Here is a 24,430-nt window from a genome sequence, read left to right as displayed (position 1 = left end):
GGATCGTATGCGCATCTGCGGCATCAAGTTAACACATGACGGGGCAATCGCTGTTGTCGAGGACGGGCGGCTTGTCTTTTGCACCGAGCAAGAGAAGCGCGGCAACAGTCCACGCTATCAATCCGTCGAGAATCTCGATGCAGTCGTGCTCGCCTTGGCGGAGCATGGCCTGGATCCGCGGGATATCGATCAGTTCGTCATCGACGGCTGGGATGGGGAGATTGAGTCGCAGTTCCAGGTCCTAAGTGGCGCTGTGCCGATCGCGCTGAAAGGGGCGCCGTATGTCGAGCGCCATGCTGAGGGCCTTCTTGATTCCGTCGACGGCTTTGGCCTGATCCTCGGAGGCAAGGTGTTTCCCTATAAGAGCTACCCGCACGTCACGGGCCACGTCGCGTCAGCATATAGCACCAGTCCCTTTGCCAGCGGGGGAAAACCCGCGTTCTGTCTGGTATGGGACGGCTGCATCTTTCCGCGTCTTTACTATGTGGAACCCCGGGGGGCACGGTTCATCGCATCCCTGTTTCCGATGATCGGCCATGCCTATGCTGCCGCGGGCCTTCACTTCGGCCCTTACAGGCAGCCGAACCGCTCCAGTTGGGATTTAGGCATCGCCGGCAAGCTGATGGCTTATATCGCACTTGGTTCTGTCGACGAAAGCATTGTGGCAGTGTTTCAGGAGCTCTATGAAAAGCGCTTCGCCGCTGACACGGAGCAGGCTCGTCGCTACCGCGCTGACATCAACAATGCAGAATCGACGCTTGCAGCTGTGCACGACTTCTTCGAGGCAAGCTCCTTGCGCCTGACGGCCAAGCGAGCGGAGGACGTCCTTGCGTCGTTTCATGTGTTCGTGGAACGTCTTCTTGTCAAGGAAATGGCGATGGTTCTGCTGCGATACTCGTCGCTTCCAGGAGCGCGAAATCTATGTATCGCCGGAGGTTGCGGTCTCAATATCAAGTGGAACAGCGCGCTTCGTGCGGCGGGATTGTTCGATGACGTTTGGGTGCCGCCGTTTCCGAATGACAGCGGCTCGGCAATCGGCGCTGCTTGCGGGGCGATGGCGGCGCAAAATGGCTTCGGGCCATTGGAATGGTCAGTCTACAGTGGCCCGGACCTGCAGGACAGCGAGCTTCCGCCGGATTGGGAGGCGGCGCCATGCAGTCTGCGTGAACTTGCGGCGATTCTGGCCGACAACAAGCCGGTCATCTTCCTTTCCGGGCGCGCCGAGCTTGGGCCGCGGGCGTTGGGCGGCAGAAGCATTCTCGCAGCGCCGACCTCCCCGGCGATGAAGGATCATCTCAACGACATCAAGCGGCGCGAGCACTTCCGGCCAGTGGCGCCGATCTGTCTGCAGGATCGGGCGCCAGAAATTTTCAGCCCAGGTACGCCAGATCCTTACATGCTGTTCGATCACCAGACCCGGGCGGAATGGCGCGACAAGGTCCCCGCTGTGGTCCATCTTGACGGCTCCGCTCGGCTACAGACAATCTCCCGCAACTCTCCGCACAAAATCGCCGCGCTTCTCGTCGAATTTGAGCAACTCACGGGCATACCGCTGCTCTGCAACACGAGCGCCAATCTCCATGGACGTGGATTCTTCCCGGATGCTGCCGCGGCCTGCCAATGGGGGCGTGTCGAGCATGTCTGGTGCGACGGCCAGCTCTGGACCAACAAGGTGGTAAGGAAGCCATTGTCGGCCGAGCGACTTCTGTCAGCCTAAGAGTGACCATGTCCACCGTAGCAATCGAGCTTGCCGGCGTGAAAAAGTCATTTGGCGACAAGGTCATCGTCAATGAACTATCATTCTCGGTTGCGCGCGGAGAATGCTTCGGCCTGCTTGGCCCAAATGGAGCTGGCAAGAGCACGATTGCGCGTATGCTCCTCGGCATGATTTCGCCGGACGCAGGCACGATTACGGTCCTCAATGAGCCTGTGCCTTCCCGCGCTCGTGTGGCGCGTGTGCGCATCGGCGTGGTGCCGCAGTTCGATAACCTTGAACTCGAGTTCACCGTTCGAGAGAACCTGCTCGTGTTTGGTCGCTATTTCGGCATGAGCGCTCGCAAGATCGAGGCGGTCGCGCCATCGCTGCTCGAGTTTGCGCGCCTCGAAAGCAAGGCGGACGTGCGCGTCTCCGAGTTGTCCGGTGGCATGAAACGGCGGTTGACGCTGGCGCGTGCGCTAATCAATGACCCGCATCTGCTCGTGATGGATGAGCCGACGACTGGTTTGGATCCGCACGCCCGCCACCTGATTTGGGAACGTCTGCGAGTTCTGCTTGCGCGGGGCAAGACGATTCTCTTGACCACTCACTTCATGGAAGAGGCCGAACGCCTGTGCGATCGGCTGTGTGTCCTCGAGGGTGGACGCAAGATCGCCGAAGGCATGCCGGACGGCCTGATCGATGAGCATATTGGCTGCAACGTGGTCGAAATCTATGGCGATGATCCACATCAGCTCTGCGAGTTGATCAGGCCGCATGCACGGCACATCGAAGTGAGTGGAGAGACGCTCTTTTGTTATACCCCACATCCGGACCAGGTACGCGTGAAACTGCGCGGGCGAGCGGGCCTTCGTATTCTGCAGCGCCCCCCTAATCTCGAGGACGTGTTTTTGCGGCTGACCGGGCGCGAGATGGAGAAGTGAGCGATGGGTGAAAGTTTTGCGGCGGTGATGCCCGCGAACGCGTACAATTGGATTGCGGTATGGCGTCGGAACTTCCTAGCATGGAAGAAAGTCGCACTTGCATCGATTCTCGGCAACCTCGCAGATCCCATAACCAATCTGTTTGGCCTCGGCTTTGGCCTTGGACTGATCGTGGGGCGCGTTGAGGGGACGTCGTACATCGCGTTCCTGGCGGCAGGCATGGTCGCGACCAGCGCCATGACGTCGGCGACCTTTGAAACCATGTATGCAGCCTTTGCACGCATGGACGCCAAGCGCACCTGGGAAGCAATCCTCTCCACTCAGCTCACGCTTGGCGACATCGTTCTGGGTGAACTGGTGTGGGCGGCCAGTAAGTCCGTTCTGGCCGGAACAGCGATCGGGATCGTCGCTGCCACCCTGGGTTATGCGTCATGGCCATCCATTCTGTATGCGATGCCAACAATCGCCCTTACTGGCCTTGTCTTCGCCAGCCTTGCTATGGTCGTCATAGCTCTTGCGCCAAGTTACGATTACTTCGTGTTTTACCAGACACTTGTTCTCACTCCTATGGTGTTTTTGTGTGGCGTGGTCTTTCCGGCGAGCCAACTGCCCGGCTCATTTCAGCAGTTCGCCGGCTTGTTGCCTCTCGCACATTCGGTCGACCTTATTCGCCCAGTGATGCTTGAGCGCGGCGCCGACAGCGCTGCCCTGCACGTAGGTGCGCTCTGCGTTTATGCGGTCTTGCCCTTTTTCGCGTCGACAGCACTACTTCGGCGCCGCCTGCTGCGTTGACGTGAGTTCAGCGAAAATGGAGAAAGTCACATCGATGCAATGTCACGATGCGTTCTGCGGCAGCTCGGGATGACCCGGTCTGTCACAGCAGCTGCTTCAATGGCCTTAAGAGGCCCCGATCGACCAAGGTCTACGGCCGTCTGTTCGGTCGATCGGTGCGGACGCCAGCACCGGTACTTTCTGAGCGCCTGTCGCTAGGCGCCGAGACGGACTTTGCAAAGTTGTGTGTGCTGCCTGGCCCGCGCACCCGACGGAGCGTGACTGTAAAGATTGGATAGGTGGGACGCAGTTGGCGTTCCCCTCATGGTCAAATGGAGAACGGGATGTTGTGCCTGGGAGTGAGTGGCGGTCTTGACAGAATCCATGAAAGCTCGCCGGAGCTGCCGAATACATTTCTTCACGATGGCGCTGCGGTTCTTGTGCAGGATGGCCGCGTGATTGCTGCTGTCGAAGAGGAGCGCCTCAACCGCGTCAAGCACTCCAACAAGTTTCCGAGCAATTCGATCCAATACTGCCTTTCTACCGCAGGAGTTGAGCTCGGCGAGATCGACCGTATCGCGTTCTACGCGACTGAAGCCTACTGCAACACCATGCTCGAGCGTCTTTCTGTTTCTCAGCCCGTTCCGTTGGACGCCAAACTGTTGCTGCGCCAGCTGCTGGCACGGGAGTTCGGCGCTGAGATCGATCCGTCGCGGCTTTCCTTCGTGAATCACCACGAAGCGCATGCCGTGAGCGCGTTTGCCATGTCCGGCTTCGAGCAAAGTCTCGTTTTTGCGATCGACGGCGGTGGCGATTTTCTCTCCGGCTTATTGGCGGTGGGGTCTGGTACCGAAATTGCGCAACTTGCAAGCTTCCCGGAACATAACTCCCTGGGTCTGTTCTATCTCGAGACGATCCGATATCTCGGGTACGGGTTGTTCGACGAGTACAAAGTGATGGGGCTTGCCCCGTATGGTGATCCCGCTCCCTATCGCGAGCTCTTCGCGCAGTTCTACGAGTTGTTGGAAAACGGTGGCTATCGCGTTCACCTTGATCGGATCGGTCCGGCCCTGGTCCGCAACATCGAGGTTCGGCGAAAAGGAATGCCATTCACCCAACAGCATCGAGATGTCAGCGCTTCACTGCAGGAGGCGCTGGAACGGATCGTGTTTCACATCCTACGGTACCATCGTGAAGCGACGGGCATTACACGCTTGTGCTTGGCTGGGGGAGTAGCCCATAATTGCACGCTGAATGGTAAGCTGCTTTATTCCGGGCTATTTGACGACATCTTTGTTCAACCCGCGGCGCACGACGCCGGCTGCGCGCTCGGCGCTGCGTTGATGCTGTCAAACGAGCTGGGCAGGCCGGCGCCGCGGGAGCGACTGCCGCACGTTTATTGGGGGCCCGATCTCGGCAACGAGCAAGCCGTTGAGCATGAGCTCAACGCATGGTCAGGCCACCTCGACATTCAACGCAGTGATGACATAGCATCCAGTGCGGCAGACTGGATGGCGAATGGCGATGTAATCGGCTGGGTTCAGGGCCGCTCTGAGTTCGGCCCACGTGCGCTTGGTAACCGCAGCATTCTTGCGGACCCGCGGCCTGCGGGAAACAAGGGCCGCATCAACGCGATGGTCAAGAAGCGCGAGGGCTATCGCCCCTTTGCGCCATCTGTACTGGAGGAGGATGCGAGCGAGTTCTTTGAGCTCCCGGACGGCACGCGGCAGCTCCCCTTCATGAACTTCGTGGTTCGTGTGCGGGAAGCCAAGCGTAACGTGCTCGGTGCGATCACACACGTTGATGGGACCGCTCGACTGCAAACAGTATCGCGCAAGGCAAACCCCGCCTACTGGGATGTAATTAATGCGTTCAAGAGGCGAACGGGCATCCCAGTTCTTCTGAATACCTCATTCAACAACAATGCCGAGCCGATCGTGGAGTCCGTGTCAGATGCGATCACCACGTTCTTGACGACTGACCTGGACGGACTTGTTGTTGGGCCGTTCCTCGTCAGAAAGCGGCCAGCATCACTGCAGGATTGGAGTGCGCTGAGCGTTTCATTGCCGCCGTATGCATCCCTTCATCGTGTTCGCTCCCACACAGCGCCAGATCGTCAGGAAACGGTCTGCGAGATCCGCACGGGACGTTCCGCCCACGACAGTATGCGTATCTCACATGAGCTTTTCGAGATCTTGATGCGGATCGAGGGCGAGGCGTCGCTCGGCTGGCTTCTCGACGCAACCATGCTGGACCAGGCCAAGCGTGAAGATCTCGTGAAGGAACTGCGGCTCGTGTGGGAGCTGCGGGGCGTTCGGCTGCATCCGCCGCGCGCGGCTTGCGGCTGCAATAAAGTGCAAAGCGAAACATAGCCGGAACTCATGAGCATGGTCATGCCTATGCCTGCATGTGAGGAGGCCAGGCCATCCGACGCGCGGGGATCATCGGGCGTCCGACTGGAAATCGGGCACGTCGACGCAACACCGCTCAGGAAAAGACAGAAAGTGTTGCGAGAACGCGGCCCATCACGGATAGCGCTGCTATGAAGTTCTACCGACGCAGCTCGCCGGCACCGCGATTTCAGACCGTAACGTCGGACAAGATGATACGTGAGATGTCTGCAATGACGTCTCTTGTCCAACCAGGAGCCCGGGAAGAGGCAATGCAGAGCGGTTCGAAGAATGATAGGTTCGTAGTTTCCCGGCGACGCACGGGGTTCGGCGACTGCCTGTGGTCACTGGCGGCAGCTTGGCGTTTTGCAAAGCAGACAGGACGGACGCTAGCCATCGATTGGAGGGGATCTTGCTATCTCGATGAGCCATCCATCAACGCCTTTCCAGTCTTCTTCGAACCGGTTCAAGACATTGCTGGCGTGCGGGTGATTTGCGATGACAAGATCAATCAGTGTTCATTTCCGGGACCATTCTTCCCGACATGGTGGAACAAGCCATCCATCGATTGCGTCTATCGCCCGGACGAGCAGATTTTCCGGGAGCGCGACGAACTCGATCAACTGTTCCAAAGTCACAAAGATAGTGACGCTAACACGGTTGTGTGTGATGCGTGCCTGATGTGGCGCTGCGATCAGGAGGCCGAACGAGAAATCTTTCGGAGCATCAAGCCACGACCTGAAATTCAGTCTCGGATTGATGCTATCTACCGCGAGCACTTTGAATCGTACAGCGTAATCGGCATCCATGTCCGGCATGGCAACGGCGAGGACATTATGGGGCATGCTCCCTACTGGGCTGACCCGGAGCGCGCCTTTCGACAGGTCTGTAATGCCATTGATAAGGCTAGGGGGTTACCCCACGCAAAACCCGTGAAGGCTTTCCTGTGCACGGACAGCGCGATCGTCCTTGAGAAGGTTTCGGCTATATTTCCTGATGTTTTCACGATTCCAAAACAGTTCCAGGCACCTCAGGCCGGCCCATTGCACAACGCCGCGCTCGGAGCCGAGGGCGGCTTTTCCGCCCTCATCGATATGTACCTCCTTGCGCGCTGCGATACCGTGATCCGTTTTCCCCCGACGAGCGCCTTTACGCGCTATGCGCGTCTCTTTGCCCCACGCGTTATAGAATTCGATTTGAAGGATCCGGGCCGATTGATCCTGATTGAACAAACCTCGCGAGAGCTCGTGGATTCATGAAAGTCGTAGCCCGCCTGATCGATCTGATTGCCGCTTTTTGCATCCAGCAATATTGGCAGATCTTCTCGGGGCGGCAATTGTCTGTCCAATGTGAAGCTCTGTCGCGGACTTCCACCGAAGAACAGCGCGACGCGGGGTCCGAATGTCTTCCGCTCGACGTCGACAACAGTGACCTTAACATGCTGCCGCCCCGGTAAACAGGTGTAACACGTCTTCGTCTTCGACTCGGGGAGGCCGCAAGTCGAAGCTCATCGGTGGTCGGTCGCGGATGGACATATCGAAAGCGTCTCCGTTCAGCCGTCGAGTTCCGTCTTACGGTCGGTACTCGCTGGTTGAACGGGCGCTATCGGAGATTCACTGTGTTGAAGAAACATTCAGTGCGCCAGGTCGTGGTCCGGGATCAATCCGCCCGGCGATGTGCCAGTGCTGGACACAACAGAGCGGGGCGCGATGAAGTCGGCCGCAGTTGCGGACAATCTAACGTACAGGTTGGTAACGTCAGCTTTCGTTTGAAGCGGCTACTGGCGGCGGCCGCTATCCTAGGATGGTTGCCTGACGAGAGGCGCTGGCCATTGCTTGGCTCTTCCAGTTGTGCGATCAGGAAGGAGAGCGCGGCTCGTCGCCTTATCTTTACGACGGCGAGTGTGCTCGCGACATTGCGTAGCTGATGCACCAGCGCTGTCACAAAACACACGCAGCGCGTCTTGAACCCGCCAAGCATTCCGCGTGCGCGACATTAGGACGCAAAACGGAAGCGGATTTACATGCATCGCAGTGGCCTAAATCCTGCTACGCGTGCGGCGCGCAACAGGGGAGGAGGCGGGCGTGGGTCTGGATCTGCCAAATGACGATCTAATCAGAGGCCCGCTGCCCGAAACACATTTGGCTTGCCCGTTTCAGGTCGATAAAGCCGGTGTTCATGGCGGAGAACAGAAGGCGATGTTGCTCACCGGAGCATCGCGCGGAATTGGTCATGCCACTGCCAAGCTGTTCTCGGAGGCGGGCTGGCGCATCATTTCTTGCGCGCGTCAACCGTTCGACGGCGAGCGATGCCCCTGGGGGGCAGGGAACGAAGATCATGTCCAGATCGACCTCAGCAATCATCGAATGCTGCCGCGCGCGATCACTGAGGTCAAGAAACGCTTGGCCGGTGCACCTTTGCACGCGCTAGTGAACAATGCCGGTGTTTCGCCGAAAACGCCCGCTGGCGATCGGATGACGTCGTTGACGACGTCAATCGAGACTTGGATGAAGGTGTTCCATCTCAATCTGGTGGCCCCGATCCTGTTGGCGCAGGGCTTGTTTGACGAGCTAAGAGCCGCGTCAGGATCGATCGTGAATGTGACTTCGATTGCGGGCTCGCGGGTGCACCCGTTTGCCGGCAGTGCCTATGCGACGTCGAAAGCTGCGCTTGCGAGCCTCACGCGCGAAATGGCCCACGATTATGCGCCGCATGGCATTCGCGTGAATGCGATCGCGCCCGGCGAAATCAGGACGGACATGTTATCGCCCGATACAGAAGCGCGTCTCGTGCCAAGTATCCCGCTGCGCAGAGTGGGAACCCCGGATGAAGTGGCCAAGGTCATCTTTTTCCTGTGCTCAGATGCGGCCAGCTATGTCACGGGAGCCGAGGTGCCGATCAATGGTGGGCAACATCTGTGAATCGGCCGGCCTTGGCTACGCAGCTGACTTGAGCTGCAGCAGCGGTGCTTATGTTCTCCGCTGACGACGCGCACGCAATCCGCAAAAATGCCATGAAAGCACACCGTAAGTTTACCGTCGTGCCATGAAAAGGTGTTACGGTTCTATGTCATCTCGTCAACACTTGGCGTTAGAGCGAGAGTGACATGCAAAAAGAAGCTCGCCAACCAGGACAAGGTACCAGGGAGGATGATCAAGAGAACGGAGGCCGCCTCATGCTGGATATACCTTCCTCACGTGAAAGACCTGCCTCGCAACCTGAGCCGGAGGGTAATCTCTCGGGGGAGCCGTTGCGTGAGAGCGCGCTAACCGGCATCTTCGAAATATCGAAAATACTCGCCGCACCCTCGCGGCTCGAAGTCACGTTGGCCAACGTTGTTGGTCTTCTGCAGTCGTTTGTGCAGATGCGACACGGCATCGTCTCACTGCTCGATGACGAGGGCATGCCGGACATTACAGTGGGCGCCGGCTGGAGCGAAGGCAGCGACGAACGTTATCGGATGCGATTGCCGCGGACGGCAATCGACCGGATCATCGCGACCGACAGGCCTCTTGTCGTCGAGAACGTGGCCGCCGAGCCGTTATTCAACGCTGCCGACCGGGAAGTGCTCGGCGCCTCGGATGATATGCCCGTGTCGTTCATCGGGGTTCCGATTCGCATTGATCCGAAGGTCGTGGGTACGCTGACGGTTGACCGCATCCGCGACGATAGGTCGAGTCTCGGGCTCGAGTACGATGCGCGACTGCTCGCCATGATCGCTAACCTGGTGGGACAAACAGTGAAGTTGCATCGCTTGTTCGCCTGCGATCGCGAACGACTGATGGCGGAGAAGGACCGGCTACAAAAGCAAATACTAGAGCTCAGGCAACCCGCTCGGGAGCGCAAGAAGCTACACGCCCATGGGATCATTGGGGACAGTCCAGCCCTGCGCGGGCTGCTCGAGAAGATTGCGGTTGTAGCCAGATCTAACAGCACGGTTCTGCTGCGTGGCGAATCCGGTACCGGAAAGGAACTCGTCGCCAAGGCCATTCACGAATCATCGTCCCGCGCCAGGCGCCCGTTCGTTAAGCTGAATTGCGCGGCGCTTCCTGAGACCGTCCTGGAATCCGAATTATTCGGACATGAGAAAGGCGCCTTTACCGGTGCGTTCAGCTCGCGCAAGGGGCGCTTCGAACTTGCCGACAAAGGAACGCTGTTTCTTGATGAGATCGGCGAGATCTCAGCTCCGTTCCAGGCGAAGTTGCTGCGCGTTCTGCAAGAGCAGGAGTTCGAGCGCGTCGGCAGCAACCAGACTGTTAAGGTCGATGTTCGAATAATAGCTGCGACCAACAAGAACCTTGAAGAGGCTGTCGGAAGGAGTGAGTTTCGCGCGGACCTTTACTATCGCATCAGTGTAGTTCCCTTACTGTTGCCACCTCTGCGCGAACGACGCAGTGATATCCCGCTGCTTGCGAGGGAGTTCCTCAGAAATTTCAATAACGAGAACGGCCGTACGCTGACCTTGGAGGCGAGTGCGATCGATGTACTGATGAACTGCGGCTTCCCGGGAAATGTCCGCGAACTCGAGAACTGCATCGAGCGTACAGCGACGCTGTGCGCGGGATCATCGATCGTGAGAAGTGACTTTGCATGCTGCCACGGCCAGTGCCTATCTGCGATGCTGTGGAAAGGCACGTCGGACGAGAGACCAGACCAGCCCGCACCCATGCCATCGGTGCCTGCAAAGTCCACCATTCCGCTAGCTCAGCCGACCCAGCCGGTCCAGTCTGTCGCCGGCGAACTGGCCTCACTGGGGCCTCCCGGCACAGTTCTCGTTAGTGGCGCGAAGATGGCCGACCGCGAACGGGTCATTGCGGCCATGGAAAGATCTGGCTGGGTGCAGGCGAAAGCAGCGCGCCTGCTCGGACTAACGCCGCGCCAGATTGGCTACGCGCTGAGGAAATATGGAATCGAGATAAAGCGGTTCTGAACGACGACATCGCTCGGAACTGCTACTGCCAAATAGCTATCCGAAGACGATCTCCGATAGGTAATCTCATCACAATCTGAAGGAAATGGGTCCGCCCACGGGCGCGACTTGGCCCCGAGCGTCACCGTGCGCGCTTGCGGGACTGCTATCGAAAGGCGGGCTCACCTAGTTCGATGACAGAGGACTTTGCTCGCAATGACATACTTAGCATCACCTGCGGGCCATGCAATCGCGAGCAGTCGGTTGCTGAACATCTAACAAGCGTCATGCCTATCCGTCGATCAAGGTCGGACTAAGTCAACCGGTCCGCCGGCCGCTGGTGATTGGCGGCGGTGGTCTGTCGCAAGCCATGCTGGCGCGCCCTGCGGAAAGCGCTGTCGCAGTCCTGACTATGTTAGCATTCGTTCGTCGGGAAGCGGGCTAGAGGGACGCATTACCCGGTCTAAGCCTCTGTGATGGCAAGCCGATCCCAAAAGGGGCGGGCGATGGTACAACACTTGCTGTGCTCTCCGCACTGTCGCAGCTTTTGGAGCAACATCGTGCACAATGTCGTCTGCATCAAACAGGTTCCGGACTCGGCGCAGATCCGCGTGCACCCCGTGACCAATACAATCATGCGTCAGGGAGTGCCGACCATCATTAACCCATATGATCTCTTCGCCCTCGAGGCCGCGCTAGAGCTGCGCGATCGGTTCGGCGGCGAAATTACGGTGCTTACAATGGGACCGCCATCGGCAGAGGATTCTTTGCGAAAGGCGCTGACTTACGGCGCCGATCGCGCCGTCCTACTCACTGATCGCTGCTTTGCGGGCTCCGACACCCTGGCCACAACGTATGCACTTGCAACAGCCATCCGAAAAATCGGTAAGGAATATGGCCCGACAAACCTCATCTTCACGGGAAAGCAGACCATCGACGGCGATACGGCGCAGGTTGGGCCCGGCATCGCAAAGCGACTGGGCGTATTGCAGCTAACCTACGTTGCGAAAGTCAGATCCTTAGATCTCGCCGCCCATACAATTGAGGCGGAACGACGCTCCGAAGGTGGTGTTCAGGTGCTGCACACGAGGCTGCCGTGTCTGATCACAATGCTGGAGGCAACGAATCAGATTCGGCGCGGCGCGATGCCGGCTGCGTTGCGTGCCGCGCGTGCCCAAATCGTTAAATGGAGCGCAAACGATGCCGGTATCGAAGACGTCTCCAAATGCGGCCTCAAGGGATCGCCGACCGTCGTCAAGCGAGTGTTCGCTCCCTCTGCGCGCGCTGAGAAGGCAGCGCTGGTCGAGGCCGGCGAGCAACCGGCGCAGGCGTTGATAGACGCTATTTTCAAGCATCAGCCGAAGCTCGAAGCCGATCTTGCTGCACTTGTCCGTGACACTTGATCTGGCCGAAACGGTCCAAGATGTACCAACACCATGAGGCACCCGCATCCAGTGAGCGCGCAAGATGTAGCTAGGCATCTCAGAACGCTGCAGCGAGACCGAAGTTTGGACCACCCAGAACTAGAGTTTTGCGCTTCTTTGCAGCGAGACCGAACTTTGGACCAGCTGGAATTAGAGTTTTGCGCCTCTGATCACGTTGGCGGGCTGGTAGCGCCGACGTGTTTTTGCAGCAAAATCGGCGGCCGATTGCCGATCGCCCCGTGGGGCCGTTCCTCGTTATAGTATCTTCGCCAAGTCTCCACCTTTTCCTGGGCGTCCGCAAGGGACAGGAACCAATGGGCATTGAGACATTCGGCCCGGAAGCGCCCATTGAAAGCTTCGATAAAGGCGTTGTCGGTCGGCTTGCCTGGCCGTGAGAAGTCCAGCGTGACACCGCGCTGGTAGGCCCACAAATCGAGGTCGCGCGACACAAACTCGCTGCCTTAATCGACGCGGATCGTGGCAGGGATTCCCACTTCATTGCAAAGCCTTTCCAGAACATCCACGACATCGGTGCCGCGGAAGGTGAGCCGCGGCTCCAGCGCCGGCGAGAAGCGAGAGAAGATATCGATGATCGTGAGCACCCGGAGCTTGCCGCCGGTTGCCAGCTGGTCATGGACAAAGTCCATCGCCCAGATCTCGTTGACCCGCGTCGCTGGCCGGCGGTCATCGCGCAGCTTGGCCTTGACCCGGCGCTTTGGCGATTTGTTACGCAATTGCAGGCCCAGTTCGCGATAGACGCGGCGGGTCTTGTTCTGGCCGTGACGCCATCCTTCGCGGCGCAACAGCACATGGACACGGCGATAGCCGTAGCGTACGCGAACATGGCAGATCTCCTTGATCCGAGCTTCGAGGGCCGCCTGGCCGGAGCGACGCGATTTGTAGTGATAGGTCGATCGATCGAACTCGAGGGCCTTACAAGCCTTGCGGATCGAGACCTGCCACTCACCGCAAACCCTCGACGAGCTTGCGCTTCCGACCAGGCTTCACAGCTTTCGGCGGATCACGTCCTGCAGCATCTCCTTGTCGAGCGACAGGTCCGCCACCAGCTTCTTTAGCTTGGCGTTCTCGTCCTCGAGCTGCTTCAACCGGCGCATCTCTGTCGGCAGCAGTCCGTCGTACTTTTTCTTCCAGTTGAAATAAGTCGCCTGGCTGATCCCGGCTTTGCGGCAGATCTCCGCAACCGGGCCCCCGTCGTTGCCCTGCTTCAGGATAAACGCCTTCTGGGCGTCCGAAAACTTCGAGGCCTTCATCGTTGTCCGCTCCTCCCAGCCGAGGGGATTTACGCAGCGCAACTCTAGCCAAAAATGGTCCAGTTTGCCGGTCTCAGATCACGCGACCACTCTGTTCCATTGCGTTCTTCGATTGCTCGCGGTCACCTGGGACCGCTGTTCCGTAGACCAAATCATGGCCTCGATCGATGCCCGGAGTTGAACGCGATTGGCAGGCGCATCGACAAAGGGCTGCGCATGCGTCCAGATGCCACTTTATGGACGTGTTCGACGGCGTTGAGGCGACTGCCTGCCTCTCGCGTACTTGTCACGAGCTAAGACGGATTACGTCAGCGATCGGGATCACCATGCTAGCGCCCAAACCCCCAAAGCGTTTGTCGAGCGGATCAGGGCGTGAAGCCGACCTATGTGGCACTTTGGACCAATCTCCGCGATTCAATATGCCTATACCCATCGTGAGTGGCGGCTGGCTGTTCGCCGTCTGGTGTCCGACGACCGTGCAAGCGCTGTCAGGTTCAATACACTTGCGATGAGGAGTCGGTCGCGATTTTGTCGATGTATTCAGAGTCTGTGGAGCGAGTGCACGAGTTGGCACGGTGATTGCTGTAAGCGTGCAAGAAGACATCGTGGTGGCACTCGCGAACGTGAAACATAGCGGCGGTCTCTTTAGGAAGCTTGTGCCGGCCAGAAGCCGGCATTTCGCGCTGTTTGCTAGCGAAGGCCAAGAGCCAAGTAGATGCGGATAGTCCTTGCAATGCTGTACGAGGCTTATATCGGTGCGATCGACTGGCAGGAGCAGCAGCAGCGAGGGCCTGCGCGGCGCAATATCTCATCATGACTCTGCAAGCGTATGCTGGCCTTGCCGGGAATTCGCGGTATCGGAGTTTTCGTGCACCGGAATCCGTCTGGATCGCCGCCGCTCAGTTGATCTACGCGCTCCCTTCGATGCGAGTGAGCAGCGCTGAACATACCGCTGCTCCGCTACCGCGAAGGTGGCCATCAAGAACGTCGTCTGGATGGTGAGCGCGAACACAAGCCCATCAAAACCAACAAACTCGCGGTAGCCAATAATTGGGCGGATACGAAATTGCTTCGTAAAAGACCGTTCCCTCCTCATCACCAGGGGTCAAATGACATCTCAAGCGTCTCGACTTACACCCGATCAGCCTCCGCAAATATGCTGCGAGTATTTGACTGAGCAGGCGCGAGCCCTGTTCGGCCCGCACCCGTTCGCTGCGGAGATGTCTGAGGACCAGATCGCTCGCCTGTTGCCTGAATATCTGGCGATGTCACAAGCGTTCCCATACCTGCAGGCGGGGTCGCAACGGGATCTCATTTTTGATGCAATTGATCACAATCGGGATATTGCGAGAGACATTGAACTGACCAGCGTGGTCGGAAATTTCATCTGTTGGGATGAGACGGGCGGTTATGGCCAAGTTCTCAAGGGCGGCAAGGCGGCGCTACCCGACATTCTGGTGACCGAGAACTTCCACTCCAACCTGCTTAGAAAGGATGCGTCCCAACTACTCGGCAGAGCAATACAGCCCAACTACAGCGCCACAACGAAGCGGTACCTGCATTCTCTCTATGCCGGATTGTCATCGAAAGATCCCTTAGTACGTTGCGCCTACATGGTCGCTTTTGAGCTACACGCTGCGGACATGATCCAGTCGCTATGGACCACTCTGGTCAAAACCTTTAAGGCGCGGCCTGACGATCTTGAGTATTTCTGCAGCCATGTCGGCGGAGAAGATCCAGCGGAGAAGTATCACGGAGAGATGACAAGCCGACTGATTGGCGAACTTATCCCGGCTGACCGGAATGATCGCTTTTTAGATGAATTCGATCGGGCCTATCGGCTCAGCCTACAGTGGTGCCGCGATCTGCTCAGAATTGTCTCACTTAAGAGAGATCATCACTCGGAGATTGAACACCATGGCCGTTGTCACTGTGGTTCTGTCAAATTCTACGTCAAAGCACCGCGCGAGCTCTCTGCAGTTCGATGCAATTGCTCAATCTGCCAAATGTCTGGATTTCTGCACCTGCTCGTACCTGGCAATAAGCTTGGCATTGAGTGCGGCGAAGAATTCCTCACGGCGTATCAGTTCAACAAGAACATCGCTCGGCACACGTTTTGCCGGGTTTGTGGCATAAAGCCATTCTATAGGCCGCGGTCGAACCCCACCGGGTTCAGCGTAAATATTCGATGCCTCGATAAAAGGACCATCGAACGCATAACAGTAAGCGAGTTCGATGGCGAGCATTGGGACCAAGCATTCCGCTCGATGCAGCAGGACCTTCAGCCCTGCGTTGAAGACAGACCCTGGAGTGAACTCGAATGGCGCGCGTAATGAATCATAAATCCCGTCTGCTTTCAGAAGAAGCTTTGACAAAATACCGCATAGAGCTGTTGGTAAAGGGGACGGTCGTGATCGGCCCCCAGATATTGTTCACCCAAGATGACTTGGCCAAGATCGATCAGCTGCAGGCTGAGATTCCCGAAGAAGAAGTGAGGGTGGGAGATGCCGGCGACTCGCACAATGTTTTCGTCAAACGCGTGAGGGTCGACCCGCCCGGCCGCGCTCCTAGCGACGCGAGCGGTGCAGCTCCAGGGCAGATCATGGAACTACTCGAAAGGAAAGACCGCAGCTTCGCGCTAAGAAAGATTTTGGGAGCCACGTCGGATTACATGATTCGCCGATGCCAAATGCATCGGATGCCGGCTGGTTCCTTTGTTGGCATTCATCTGGATGCTGCGAGCGACCCTGATTTCGAGTACGCGGTGATTGTGCAGCTGGCGAGGGACTTCGAGGGGGGTGGGTTCGTGGTATATCCAAACGGGTACGAATACCAGGTATTCCGACCGCCATTTGGCGCCGTGCTTATCACCACATGTAAGCTCCGGCACGAGGTGAAGCCTGTGCTGTCCGGCGAGCGCAGATCGCTGGTCTACTTCTGTTCAAAACGAAGCGGCGCGAACCGCCGGATCATCGAAAGTTCTACCGCTGGCGTATGAGGTGGGGTGGCCGAAAATTCGCTTTCGAGTGAACTTGGTAAGGGGTGAGCTCTCAGGAGAGGGGGGAGCTTGGCCATCTTGTGTCACTGTCCAAAGGCGGCCAGGGCGATGAGCATGTGGAAGAGTTGCAACGGAACGAGCCGGATCTCGCCGCCCAGACCCGATTCGTTCAACCTGCGCGAGCCCAGCTGCTGCGCTTGATCTGAGCCGGAGCGACCGCGTACAAACCTTCCAGCAGATCGTCAATGATCAGGATGGCTACGATACCGCCTGTTCGTGCCCGGGAACGATGCTGGCGTTACTGGCGGCGGCGCCCACTTGTCGCTTCTGTTGGTTGTTCGGCGCGTGCCTACCGCGCCGGTTGCCTATCACTATGACTCCGCCTGGTCTTCCAACAGTACCGTTGCAGAATAACTTGCCGCACGTCTGGGCTTCCGCCTGCAAGCGGCCCGCTGGCCCGGCAGCAGAACGGCCATGATTGCGGGGTCTACGTGGTAGAGGCGAGGCGAGCGCTGATTGGACGATTGGCGCGAGGCGAGCGGCCAGACAATGAGCCGATGCACCTCGAGCACCTCATCGCCGATCGGCCAGCCCTTCAGGAGCGACTTAAGTGCGGTCGCGATTGGAGCGGACAGAGCTCGAGCTCGACGAGCGTCAGGTACCGCGCGCGATCGAAAGCAGGGACAAGTTCCGATGAATTGAGCGGTTGAAGATATGGCCGATGTGATCTCAATCAAACCATTCGCAGTAGGTGGTGCTGTAGATCGCGGGCCGCGGCCCTATCGCGCGCAATCACAAGGCACTCCACCGTGCCAGCCTCTTGGTCGGCGGCAAGCGGGATCACGCCCTCCTTGCGTGTGCGGTCGAACAGAAATCCTTCCCTGACCAAACGATCATGCGCTATTTTGAGAGATCCTGATCGAACATTTCTTACGGATAAAATAACGTTGCAACCGGAATAGTCGAATCCCAGCAGCCGGACGGCAATGCTGTGTAACACCGAGCCGCCACCCCAACGGCCGTTCGCTTCATTAAACAGCAACCGTCCGTCAGTAGCGAAAATGGCGTCAATGTTGATCATTCCGCGATATCCCAGGTTTCGCGCAAGCGCCACAAATCGGTAGGCATGCGCCTGGGCAGTCAACCATTGCTCGTTCCCCAGGTCGCTTGGAAGCTCAAGTCCTGTCCAGATCAGAGCTCTCTCAGATCGATCCGCGCTTTTACACAGTCGTATGTTTCCACTGTTCCTGAAAACGATTGAACCATCATCCTCGATTTCATACTCGAGATAGAACAAAGACTTCGCCAGGTGGTAGGACTCAACGACCAGCGTCTTACAGGATGCCGTTGTCATCTCAGACCAAAGCGCGTCAGGATCAAAGGACGGCCATGGAATCCGCCGGGTATCTCTTGCCCCAGGTAGTGGATCGCTTTCATTGCCGGTCAGAATGACATTTCCGACCCCACCGGCTCCATTGTCCAGCTTTACGATGACGCTGCCGGTCTGGGTTCTGAGCGAATCGACCGCTCTGAATAGTTCGTTCGAGTCCGTCGTGACAGATCCATTGGGCAGCGGAAGCGCGACGCTTGTCGCCAATTGACGGAAGTGGCTCTTGCGGTTCAACAGATCAGGCCCTCGCTGCAGAGCGAAGTCGTCGCCGGTCTGCGGTATGCCCAGCGTGGCCGCCAGGCGTGCGACGCCTTCAGTAGAGTAGCAGGGATATAATCGCCAGGTTGAGTCCTGACGAATATGTCTGGCGATTCGCTCAACAACAGTCTTGGACAGGAGTGTGCAATCATCAAGGACCGGCGATTGGCTGCCGCCTTGAGGTACAAGCAGGCAGAGACTCGATGCGTCGAAATCGAGCGTCGCGCCAATGAAGGATAGCAGATCCGCCGGGATGACTACCGGGGAGACTATCAGGTCACTCTCATGAGCAAACCACGCTGAACGGTATGCCGAGTTGGCGGCCAGCGAAAGTTGAGCTGGTGACAGATCGGCGCCCGACATTTGAGCCGTACCGGCATTCATGATCAGGATCCGCGGCATCCGCGACCTCCGGACATCTCGACGCGATCAGAAAGGGATCGTGATGCAAAAATGCTGAACTTGCTGCGCCGTGGTGAGGCACTGAGCGAAGCTTGATTTCGCGCGGTCTTGCTCCGAGAGAGGATGGGTCGGTGCGTTCTCATCGACCATTGCAGCCCCAGAAAATGCGGCCTGCTGAAGCTGAGGATCGCTATCCGCTCTCCCATCTGCACGCTGAGCTGATTGAAGGCGCGAGCGATACGCTCAGTCTGTCGGTTGAGGGTGACGTAACTGAGAGGCTGCTCTTCGAAATGGATCGCAGTTTTGTCGCGAGCATACGTAGCGTTTCGGTCGATCAGGCAGCAGAGATCCAACAACCTATTCATGCCCCTCGCGCCCGCATATTACGTTTCCGCCGCAACCCGGAATTGCTTGGTGAGGCCCCGATCACATGTTTCGGTCTCCCTTGTACAGGCTATGATCACACGGACTTGGAAGGATCATGGTTCTCATGGGTTGCGAACAATGGATATTGCTTGAGGGATCTCGGCCGATTGATCTCTCTCTTTGCTCTGCTGTGCGGCGGTCGTGTGCATCTGTCCGTAGTGATAAACACACCACGAAGACAGTTTCTTGCCGCGTCTTTGATATACAGGCTCGCCACACATATAGGCCTCTCTGGCATCTCCATCTTTGAAGCCGATGATGCAACGGCATTGGCCTTCGATATGGTCGATCAACAGGATCTTCTTGAGGCCGTCGGGCTCTTTCAACTTGCTGCTCCATAATGCCGACCAATATCTTCCGATGCCGCGCTGGCCACGCGGAGCGACAATTGCAGCTTAGGCTCGTTGAAAACCTGCGCAGGCCCGCCGTCTGTCGCACCTTTGCGCGATGGAAATGCCTTGCTACCACGGGAAAGCAGTGACAGAGCGGAAAGTCGGTTCGGCAAACTGATTTTGGCGCGGTGCCGCGCCAGAGGAGGGGCTTGGTTCAGATTCGGGAAGCAGCGTCCCCCACTTAGGGGTTCGGATGGAGGCCTACGTCGCTCAATTCTGATCTCGTCGGCCCTCCGGTGCCCCGGGCCAGAACAGCCACGTAGTCTCGCTTCCGGAATGGCGAGCCTTTCAAAGCTACGCTCGAGCCATAGCGCCGCAATTGGGACTCGCTGCAAAACCCTTCCGACCGACCCACCACGGGGGATGAGGATCCTGACTGACCATGGGGATGAGGATCTGACCAGCTGAGACATTCGCAATCCTTCACAATCCCGGAGGCAGAGCGAGATAGGTGCCCACCTCAAAATCGTACAACTTAACGTTACGTCCGATTCAAGCCCTTTTATGCAGCCGTGTGTGTGTGGCCAAGCTCTCAAATCGGTCCGCCGTCCGGTCTCGTGTCGCACGCATTCGGCGCGGCGATTTGCGTCAAGAAAGTTCGTCTCCCTTCGATCGGGGCCGCTGCCGATAAGCCCATTGTCGGAAACCGCCCTTTTGCGACCAAGTGCTCACTACCTTTGCAGCCGATTGCCCCCCTGACCTCCGCTGCCGTCATCGGATAGCTCGGTCACTTCTATCCGACGCTGATTTGCAATGCGAAATCCGGCATGCGGCCGATAGTTTTCGATGAGGTCGGCCTGACGGGGGCGCAGCCTGTAGCCCTTGGGCAGGGCGAAGAACGGTCCTGCGAATCTGCCGGCGGCCGTCGATCACTGACTTCGCCTGGCGCCAGGATTATCGCAGCGTCTGATACAGGCGGTACAGCAACCGCGCGCGAGGTTCAATCGACCAGATGTAGAGTTGCTCATAGTGCGTATGCGCGCCCTTGCCGTCAACGCCAAGGCCATCAAGGGTTGCGGTATGAGGCGCGGTGAAATTACTATCGGAGCCGCCGCCGCTGAACGCGTCGAGCAGCTCGAAGCCAAGTTCGGAGGCGAGCTTTTTAGCGTGTGCGTAAAGTGCGGTACCGGCGCTGGTCTTCTCATATGGCGGACGGTTCAATCCGCCTGATATCTTCACGCTGACGCCCTCGGTGCGCGAGGTGACGCCGAGAATCTTCGGCACCAGCTCGTCGGCATGGGCCATGGTCGGGACGCGCATGTCGACTTGTGCATAGGCCAGTTCCGCGACGACGTTGGGCCTGGTGCCGCCGCGGACGACGCCGACATTCACGGTGATGCCGCGCGTGAGATCGTTCATCGCCTCCAGCGTCTGGATCACATGGGCGAGTTCCCGGATCGCGCTGCGGCCGTCCTCGGGTCGCGTACCTGCATGCGCGGGAACCCCCTTGATGAATACGTCAAAGCGCGCAACGCCCTTGCGCCCCGTAATGACCTTGCCCCCGTCGCGCGCCGGCTCGGTCACCAGTACGTATTTGGCCTTGCGGCCCTCGGCCTCGATCAGCGCGCGCGAGGTTGGGCTGCCGATCTCTTCGTCCGAGACGTAGAGGTGCGTGATGCCGAGCGGCGGGCGTGCATCATCGGCGCAGATTTGCCGGAATGCGTGATAGGCCAGGTAGGCACCGCCTTTCATGTCGTAGATCCCGGGGCCGAACGCACGGTCGCCCTCGATCTTGAATGGTAGCCGTTCGATGGATCCCACCGGATGAACTGTGTCGAGATGGCTCAACACCAGAATGCCTGGTACGCCCTGCCCCCAAGAAGAGCGGGTGACCAAATGATCTCCGCAGCCGTCACGCCCCGCAACGCGCTCAACGCTGGCCGGCAGGTCGCGATAACCTGCTGCGACAACATCAGCCAGTTTGTTGATCTGATCCGGTCGCTCCGTCGGAGATTCGATCAGGACCCAGCGGCGAATGCCCTCGAGAATCTGGGCGATCTCGAACGCGTTGCTGGACATAGTTGCCTGACGTCTTTGAATTCGGCTTCTCATCGCTTCTGCAAGATCATGACATCACCGTGTACTCACATCTGAATCGAGCCCGAGGATCTAGAGAAGCGCCAACCGTAGTGACCTGGGGCGTGCCTCTGGACCCGATCCCTGCTGCGGCAACAAAACTACTCGCCTGTCGATCACAACTGATCTACCAAAGCTGGTAGTTTTCGACGGGATTATGCAGGCCGAGGCGGTACTGGAGTTGACGTTCTGGTGAGCTGTGGTTGGAACTACTCAGGACCTTACTGGGATATCGGAAAAGCGCGTCCCGACGCGGAAGGTCGCAGACCGGCGCAAGCATAGCACGACAGGCGAAGCGCCGAAATCGCCGGAGCTGATAAGGCCTTTCAATACGAGCTAAAATTTGTGAAACCAGGCGCGCCCCGGGGAATCGTTCGATGACTGTCGTGGAAGCGACCAGGAATTGAGGCCATCGACCGTTCTGCTCTCCCGACGGGATCTGCGCCAAAGATCGCACTCAGTCAAAAGTACGAAGCGCGCCCCGGAAGTTGATCAATGGACTGCCATCGCTTTGTCGGGTCGCGATAATTCGTCCGATAAAGACGGTGTGTGTGCCAAGCAGCTTGTGGTCATACAAAACGCATTCGAGCGCGCAAAATGCGTTGGGCAATAGCGGTACATCGAGGACGCCCTGATCCCAGGGCGCGGTATCGAAGCGGTGAAGGCCTTTCGCCCCCTCCTCACCGCCAAAACGCAAGGCAAGGTCCTCCTGGTCACTGCGGAGAACGCTGACTCCAAAGCTGCCGTTGGCAAGGATGTCATCATGTGCTTCGGAGCGGGCATTGACGCCAACGACCAGGCACGGCGGCTCCATGCAGATGGACGTCACAGAACTCACGGTCAGTCCACGTCTTCCGGCTGCCGTCCCGGTCGTCACGATGGCGACACCGCTTGGCAGGCTTTGCATGGCATGGCGGAACTCTGCCGGTCGGATAGACGGCATATCCCGAATCGCAGGAGAGAACTGGTGGGTCATGATCAGCCTCTGCAGTTGAACCCCACTTCTAGTGTCTCCACACCAGAGACGACTTTGATCCCTGTTGGGCCTGTAATGGGTACCCGGTTTCAAAATTGCGTGACGAGTAGGCTCAGATTGAGACCGAGTATGCCTTTGCTACAGTCATGACCCGACGGACGTGCAATATCTCGGCGCGTTACGCTGGATGGCGATCGCGGCGGCGGAACTGAGAATTGTCGCCGCCACTGTTTCAACAGGGCCCCCATCAAACAGCGAACCGTGCTGAGCCCGGCGACGCGCCAGTGCACATGGAGCGGTGGTCGCGCTCCGACCAGCTGGGCTGGAACCTCGCCGGGCCTCGTGCGGACCGGATGACGCCGATTGCGGCATCGGCCCGCGCCTGCCAGAGTTTCTCCGCATGTAGACGGCATCGGCGCACCTAATGTACTTTTAGGAGAACACGTTTTTTTGCCTCGAGAAGATGCTGATCGAGCGTCGCGTGCAGCGTACCACGCAGCTCCGGCGGGATTGAGCTATCTGTATCGATCAATTCCCGAAACTTGCGAATGATGTGTTCTATCACTGCAATAGATCCGAGTGTTTCAATCCTCTGCCAGGATATCATCGATTATCTCCTTTGGCGCGCAGCGCCTCGTCGCGGGTTCTCACCTCGGCAACCCCGGCTGCAACAGGCTCTCGTCGATAAGAAAGTTGGCTCTCGCGTCCCGTGCTCACGCGAACTGGCGTCAGGCCGAGCTCAGGCGGCGCACGCTCCTTGAAATTCCGCAGAAGTGACGTGCATTCCTGGCTCCAATATTTTTGCGCTCGTGAGCTGCAGACTTGGTCGCAATACTGGAACATCGGCCAACTCGGCTGTCAGGCGTTTGAAACTGCGACGAGGCGCTTCAGTCGAGCGGCTGCGGCGCCGCGATCAAGTGATTCTTGTCCAAGTGCTACGCCTTCCTGCAGTGTCGAGGCCCGCCCGGCCACGACCAACGCCGCCGCCGCGTTCAAAAGCGCGGCGTCGCGAAATGGACCTGATGCGCCATCAAGCGCATTTTGCAGCGCAACGGCATTAGACTCAGCATCGCTGCGCTCCAGCGCGTCGTTGCGGCAGCGGCGGAGCCCGGCTTGTTCCGGCGTCACTTCGAAGGTGCGGACTATACCTGCCTCAAGCGCAGCGACAAATGATGGGCCGGTGAGGGTTAGTTCGTCGAGCCCGTCCGAGCCATGAACAACCCAAACCGACTCGGCACCAAGGTTCTTCAAGACGCACGCCAGAGGCTGCACCCATTCGGGAGACAAAGCCCCAACGATCTGCCGCTTGACCCCGGCCGGATTGCACAGAGCCTCGATCAGATTAAAGATCGTATGGGTTCCAACTGCGTTCCGGATCTGCCCAATGCGCTGCATCGCCGGATAGTGGGCTGACGCAAACATGAAGCCGATGTCGGCTTCCTGCACACAACGTGCGATGGCCTCAGGCTTGAGATCGACCTTCACACCGAGGCGCGCCAACACGTCTGCGGTGCTTGAACCAAAAGACGCAGCGCGGTTGACATGCTTGGCGACGGGAATGCCGGCCCCGGCGACGATGAAGGAAGCGCAGGTCGACACGTTGACGGAATACATAAGGGTCTCGCTCGTGCCAGCGAGACCGACGGGCTCGCATGCCACCTCGACCCGCGGCATTCTATTCCGCATGGCCGCGGTGGCGCCGGTGACTTCTTCGACCGTCTCGCCCCGGACCCGCATCCCCATCAACAAGGCACCGATTTGCGAGGGAGTCGCGTAACCCGACATCATGCTGTCGAAGGCTGACGCAGTTTCGTCACGCGTCAGAGCGGCGCCTGTGGCAACTTTGCCGATGATCGATCTAAGAACTTCCATCGAACTTTACACGTTTCCTGTCCAAACCTCGAGCTCTTCCGTTCAGCGAGACATCGTTGAAGAGACCCGGCACCGCCTTGATGCAGCGGCTCGCCCCACGCGGCGTGGCCTCTTTGACGTTTGAGGCGGCCGTTGATTGTGTGTGGGCACACTTGCCGAGGCTACAACCTGACGCAACGTGAGGGTCAAGCTCTCCATTTCGGCGGTGCCGACGAGAGGAGATCGTCGACCAGCT

The 24,430-nt window shown here is 58.3% G+C and carries 18 protein-coding genes and 1 pseudogene; 11 read left to right on the top strand and 8 right to left on the bottom strand.

What is annotated here, in order from left to right:
* Positions 1-7 precede the first annotated feature (7 nt).
* The 9 genes from nodU to GPL20_RS10275 all read left to right on the top strand — a co-directional run bounded on the left by nodU (position 8) and on the right by GPL20_RS10275 (position 12,113).
* Complete coding sequence (gene nodU, locus GPL20_RS10315; RefSeq protein WP_157329457.1) at positions 8-1,717, top strand: nodulation protein NodU; 1,710 nt, start codon at positions 8-10, stop codon at positions 1,715-1,717.
* Between the two features lie 8 nt (positions 1,718-1,725).
* A complete protein-coding gene (gene nodI / locus GPL20_RS10310) occupies positions 1,726-2,640 on the top strand; it encodes a nodulation factor ABC transporter ATP-binding protein NodI (protein ID WP_157329456.1) in 915 nt (304 codons plus the stop codon).
* A 3-nt stretch (positions 2,641-2,643) separates the two neighbouring features.
* Entirely contained in the window at positions 2,644-3,432 is a 789-nt protein-coding gene (locus tag GPL20_RS10305; protein ID WP_157329455.1) for an ABC transporter permease, read from the top strand.
* Between the two features lie 323 nt (positions 3,433-3,755).
* Positions 3,756-5,783 carry a carbamoyltransferase family protein gene (locus tag GPL20_RS10300; RefSeq protein WP_157329454.1) on the top strand — a complete coding sequence of 676 codons (2,028 nt, stop codon included), beginning with the start codon at positions 3,756-3,758 and terminating at the stop codon, positions 5,781-5,783.
* Between the two features lie 170 nt (positions 5,784-5,953).
* On the top strand, positions 5,954-7,060 hold the full coding sequence (locus GPL20_RS10295) for a nodulation protein NodZ (RefSeq protein ID WP_157329453.1): 1,107 nt from the start codon (positions 5,954-5,956) through the stop codon (positions 7,058-7,060).
* On the top strand, positions 7,057-7,257 hold the full coding sequence (locus tag GPL20_RS10290) for a hypothetical protein (RefSeq protein ID WP_100235591.1): 201 nt from the start codon (positions 7,057-7,059) through the stop codon (positions 7,255-7,257). The genes GPL20_RS10295 and GPL20_RS10290 overlap by 4 nt, the downstream gene beginning before the upstream one ends.
* Positions 7,258-7,885: 628 nt before the next feature.
* A complete protein-coding gene (locus GPL20_RS10285) occupies positions 7,886-8,722 on the top strand; it encodes an SDR family NAD(P)-dependent oxidoreductase (protein WP_254125178.1) in 837 nt (278 codons plus the stop codon).
* A gap of 185 nt (positions 8,723-8,907) precedes the next feature.
* Complete coding sequence (gene nifA, locus GPL20_RS10280; RefSeq protein ID WP_157329452.1) at positions 8,908-10,731, top strand: nif-specific transcriptional activator NifA; 1,824 nt, start codon at positions 8,908-8,910, stop codon at positions 10,729-10,731.
* A 539-nt stretch (positions 10,732-11,270) separates the two neighbouring features.
* Entirely contained in the window at positions 11,271-12,113 is an 843-nt protein-coding gene (locus GPL20_RS10275) for an electron transfer flavoprotein subunit beta/FixA family protein (RefSeq protein WP_254125180.1), read from the top strand.
* A 191-nt stretch (positions 12,114-12,304) separates the two neighbouring features.
* Here GPL20_RS10275 and GPL20_RS10270 read toward each other — a convergent pair.
* A pseudogene (locus GPL20_RS10270) lies at positions 12,305-13,405 on the bottom strand (IS3 family transposase).
* Positions 13,406-14,574: 1,169 nt separating this feature from the next.
* Between GPL20_RS10270 and GPL20_RS10265 the strand changes: the two are divergent.
* Entirely contained in the window at positions 14,575-15,738 is a 1,164-nt protein-coding gene (locus tag GPL20_RS10265; protein ID WP_246250248.1) for a GFA family protein, read from the top strand.
* Positions 15,726-16,403 (top strand): 2OG-Fe(II) oxygenase family protein, encoded by a 678-nt coding sequence (locus tag GPL20_RS10260; RefSeq protein WP_157329449.1) that lies wholly within the window; start codon positions 15,726-15,728, stop codon positions 16,401-16,403. Before GPL20_RS10265 ends, GPL20_RS10260 begins: the two co-directional genes overlap by 13 nt.
* A gap of 733 nt (positions 16,404-17,136) precedes the next feature.
* Here GPL20_RS10260 and GPL20_RS10255 read toward each other — a convergent pair.
* The 7 genes from GPL20_RS10255 to trpD form a co-directional block, all read right to left on the bottom strand.
* Positions 17,137-18,453, bottom strand: coding sequence for a preATP grasp domain-containing protein (locus GPL20_RS10255; RefSeq protein WP_157329448.1), 1,317 nt, complete (start codon positions 18,451-18,453; stop codon positions 17,137-17,139).
* Positions 18,438-18,818 carry an AMP-binding protein gene (locus tag GPL20_RS10250; RefSeq protein WP_157329447.1) on the bottom strand — a complete coding sequence of 127 codons (381 nt, stop codon included), beginning with the start codon at positions 18,816-18,818 and terminating at the stop codon, positions 18,438-18,440. The genes GPL20_RS10255 and GPL20_RS10250 overlap by 16 nt, the downstream gene beginning before the upstream one ends.
* 123 nt (positions 18,819-18,941) lie before the next feature.
* Complete coding sequence (locus GPL20_RS10245; protein WP_157329446.1) at positions 18,942-19,205, bottom strand: hypothetical protein; 264 nt, start codon at positions 19,203-19,205, stop codon at positions 18,942-18,944.
* Positions 19,206-20,165: 960 nt separating this feature from the next.
* Positions 20,166-21,290 (bottom strand): M20 family metallopeptidase, encoded by a 1,125-nt coding sequence (locus tag GPL20_RS10240; RefSeq protein ID WP_157329445.1) that lies wholly within the window; start codon positions 21,288-21,290, stop codon positions 20,166-20,168.
* Positions 21,291-21,804: 514 nt separating this feature from the next.
* Positions 21,805-22,323: a flavin reductase family protein gene (locus GPL20_RS10235; protein ID WP_246250233.1), complete on the bottom strand. Its 519-nt coding sequence runs from the start codon at positions 22,321-22,323 to the stop codon at positions 21,805-21,807.
* Positions 22,324-22,744: 421 nt separating this feature from the next.
* On the bottom strand, positions 22,745-22,930 hold the full coding sequence (locus tag GPL20_RS10230; RefSeq protein WP_157329444.1) for a hypothetical protein: 186 nt from the start codon (positions 22,928-22,930) through the stop codon (positions 22,745-22,747).
* 251 nt (positions 22,931-23,181) lie between these two features.
* Positions 23,182-24,195, bottom strand: coding sequence for an anthranilate phosphoribosyltransferase (trpD, locus tag GPL20_RS10225; RefSeq protein WP_157329443.1), 1,014 nt, complete (start codon positions 24,193-24,195; stop codon positions 23,182-23,184).
* Positions 24,196-24,430 lie beyond the last annotated feature (235 nt).

The sequence above is a fragment of the Bradyrhizobium cajani genome (assembly GCF_009759665.1).
Lineage (GTDB): Bacteria > Pseudomonadota > Alphaproteobacteria > Rhizobiales > Xanthobacteraceae > Bradyrhizobium > Bradyrhizobium cajani.
This window is presented reverse-complemented; position numbering and strand designations above follow the sequence as displayed.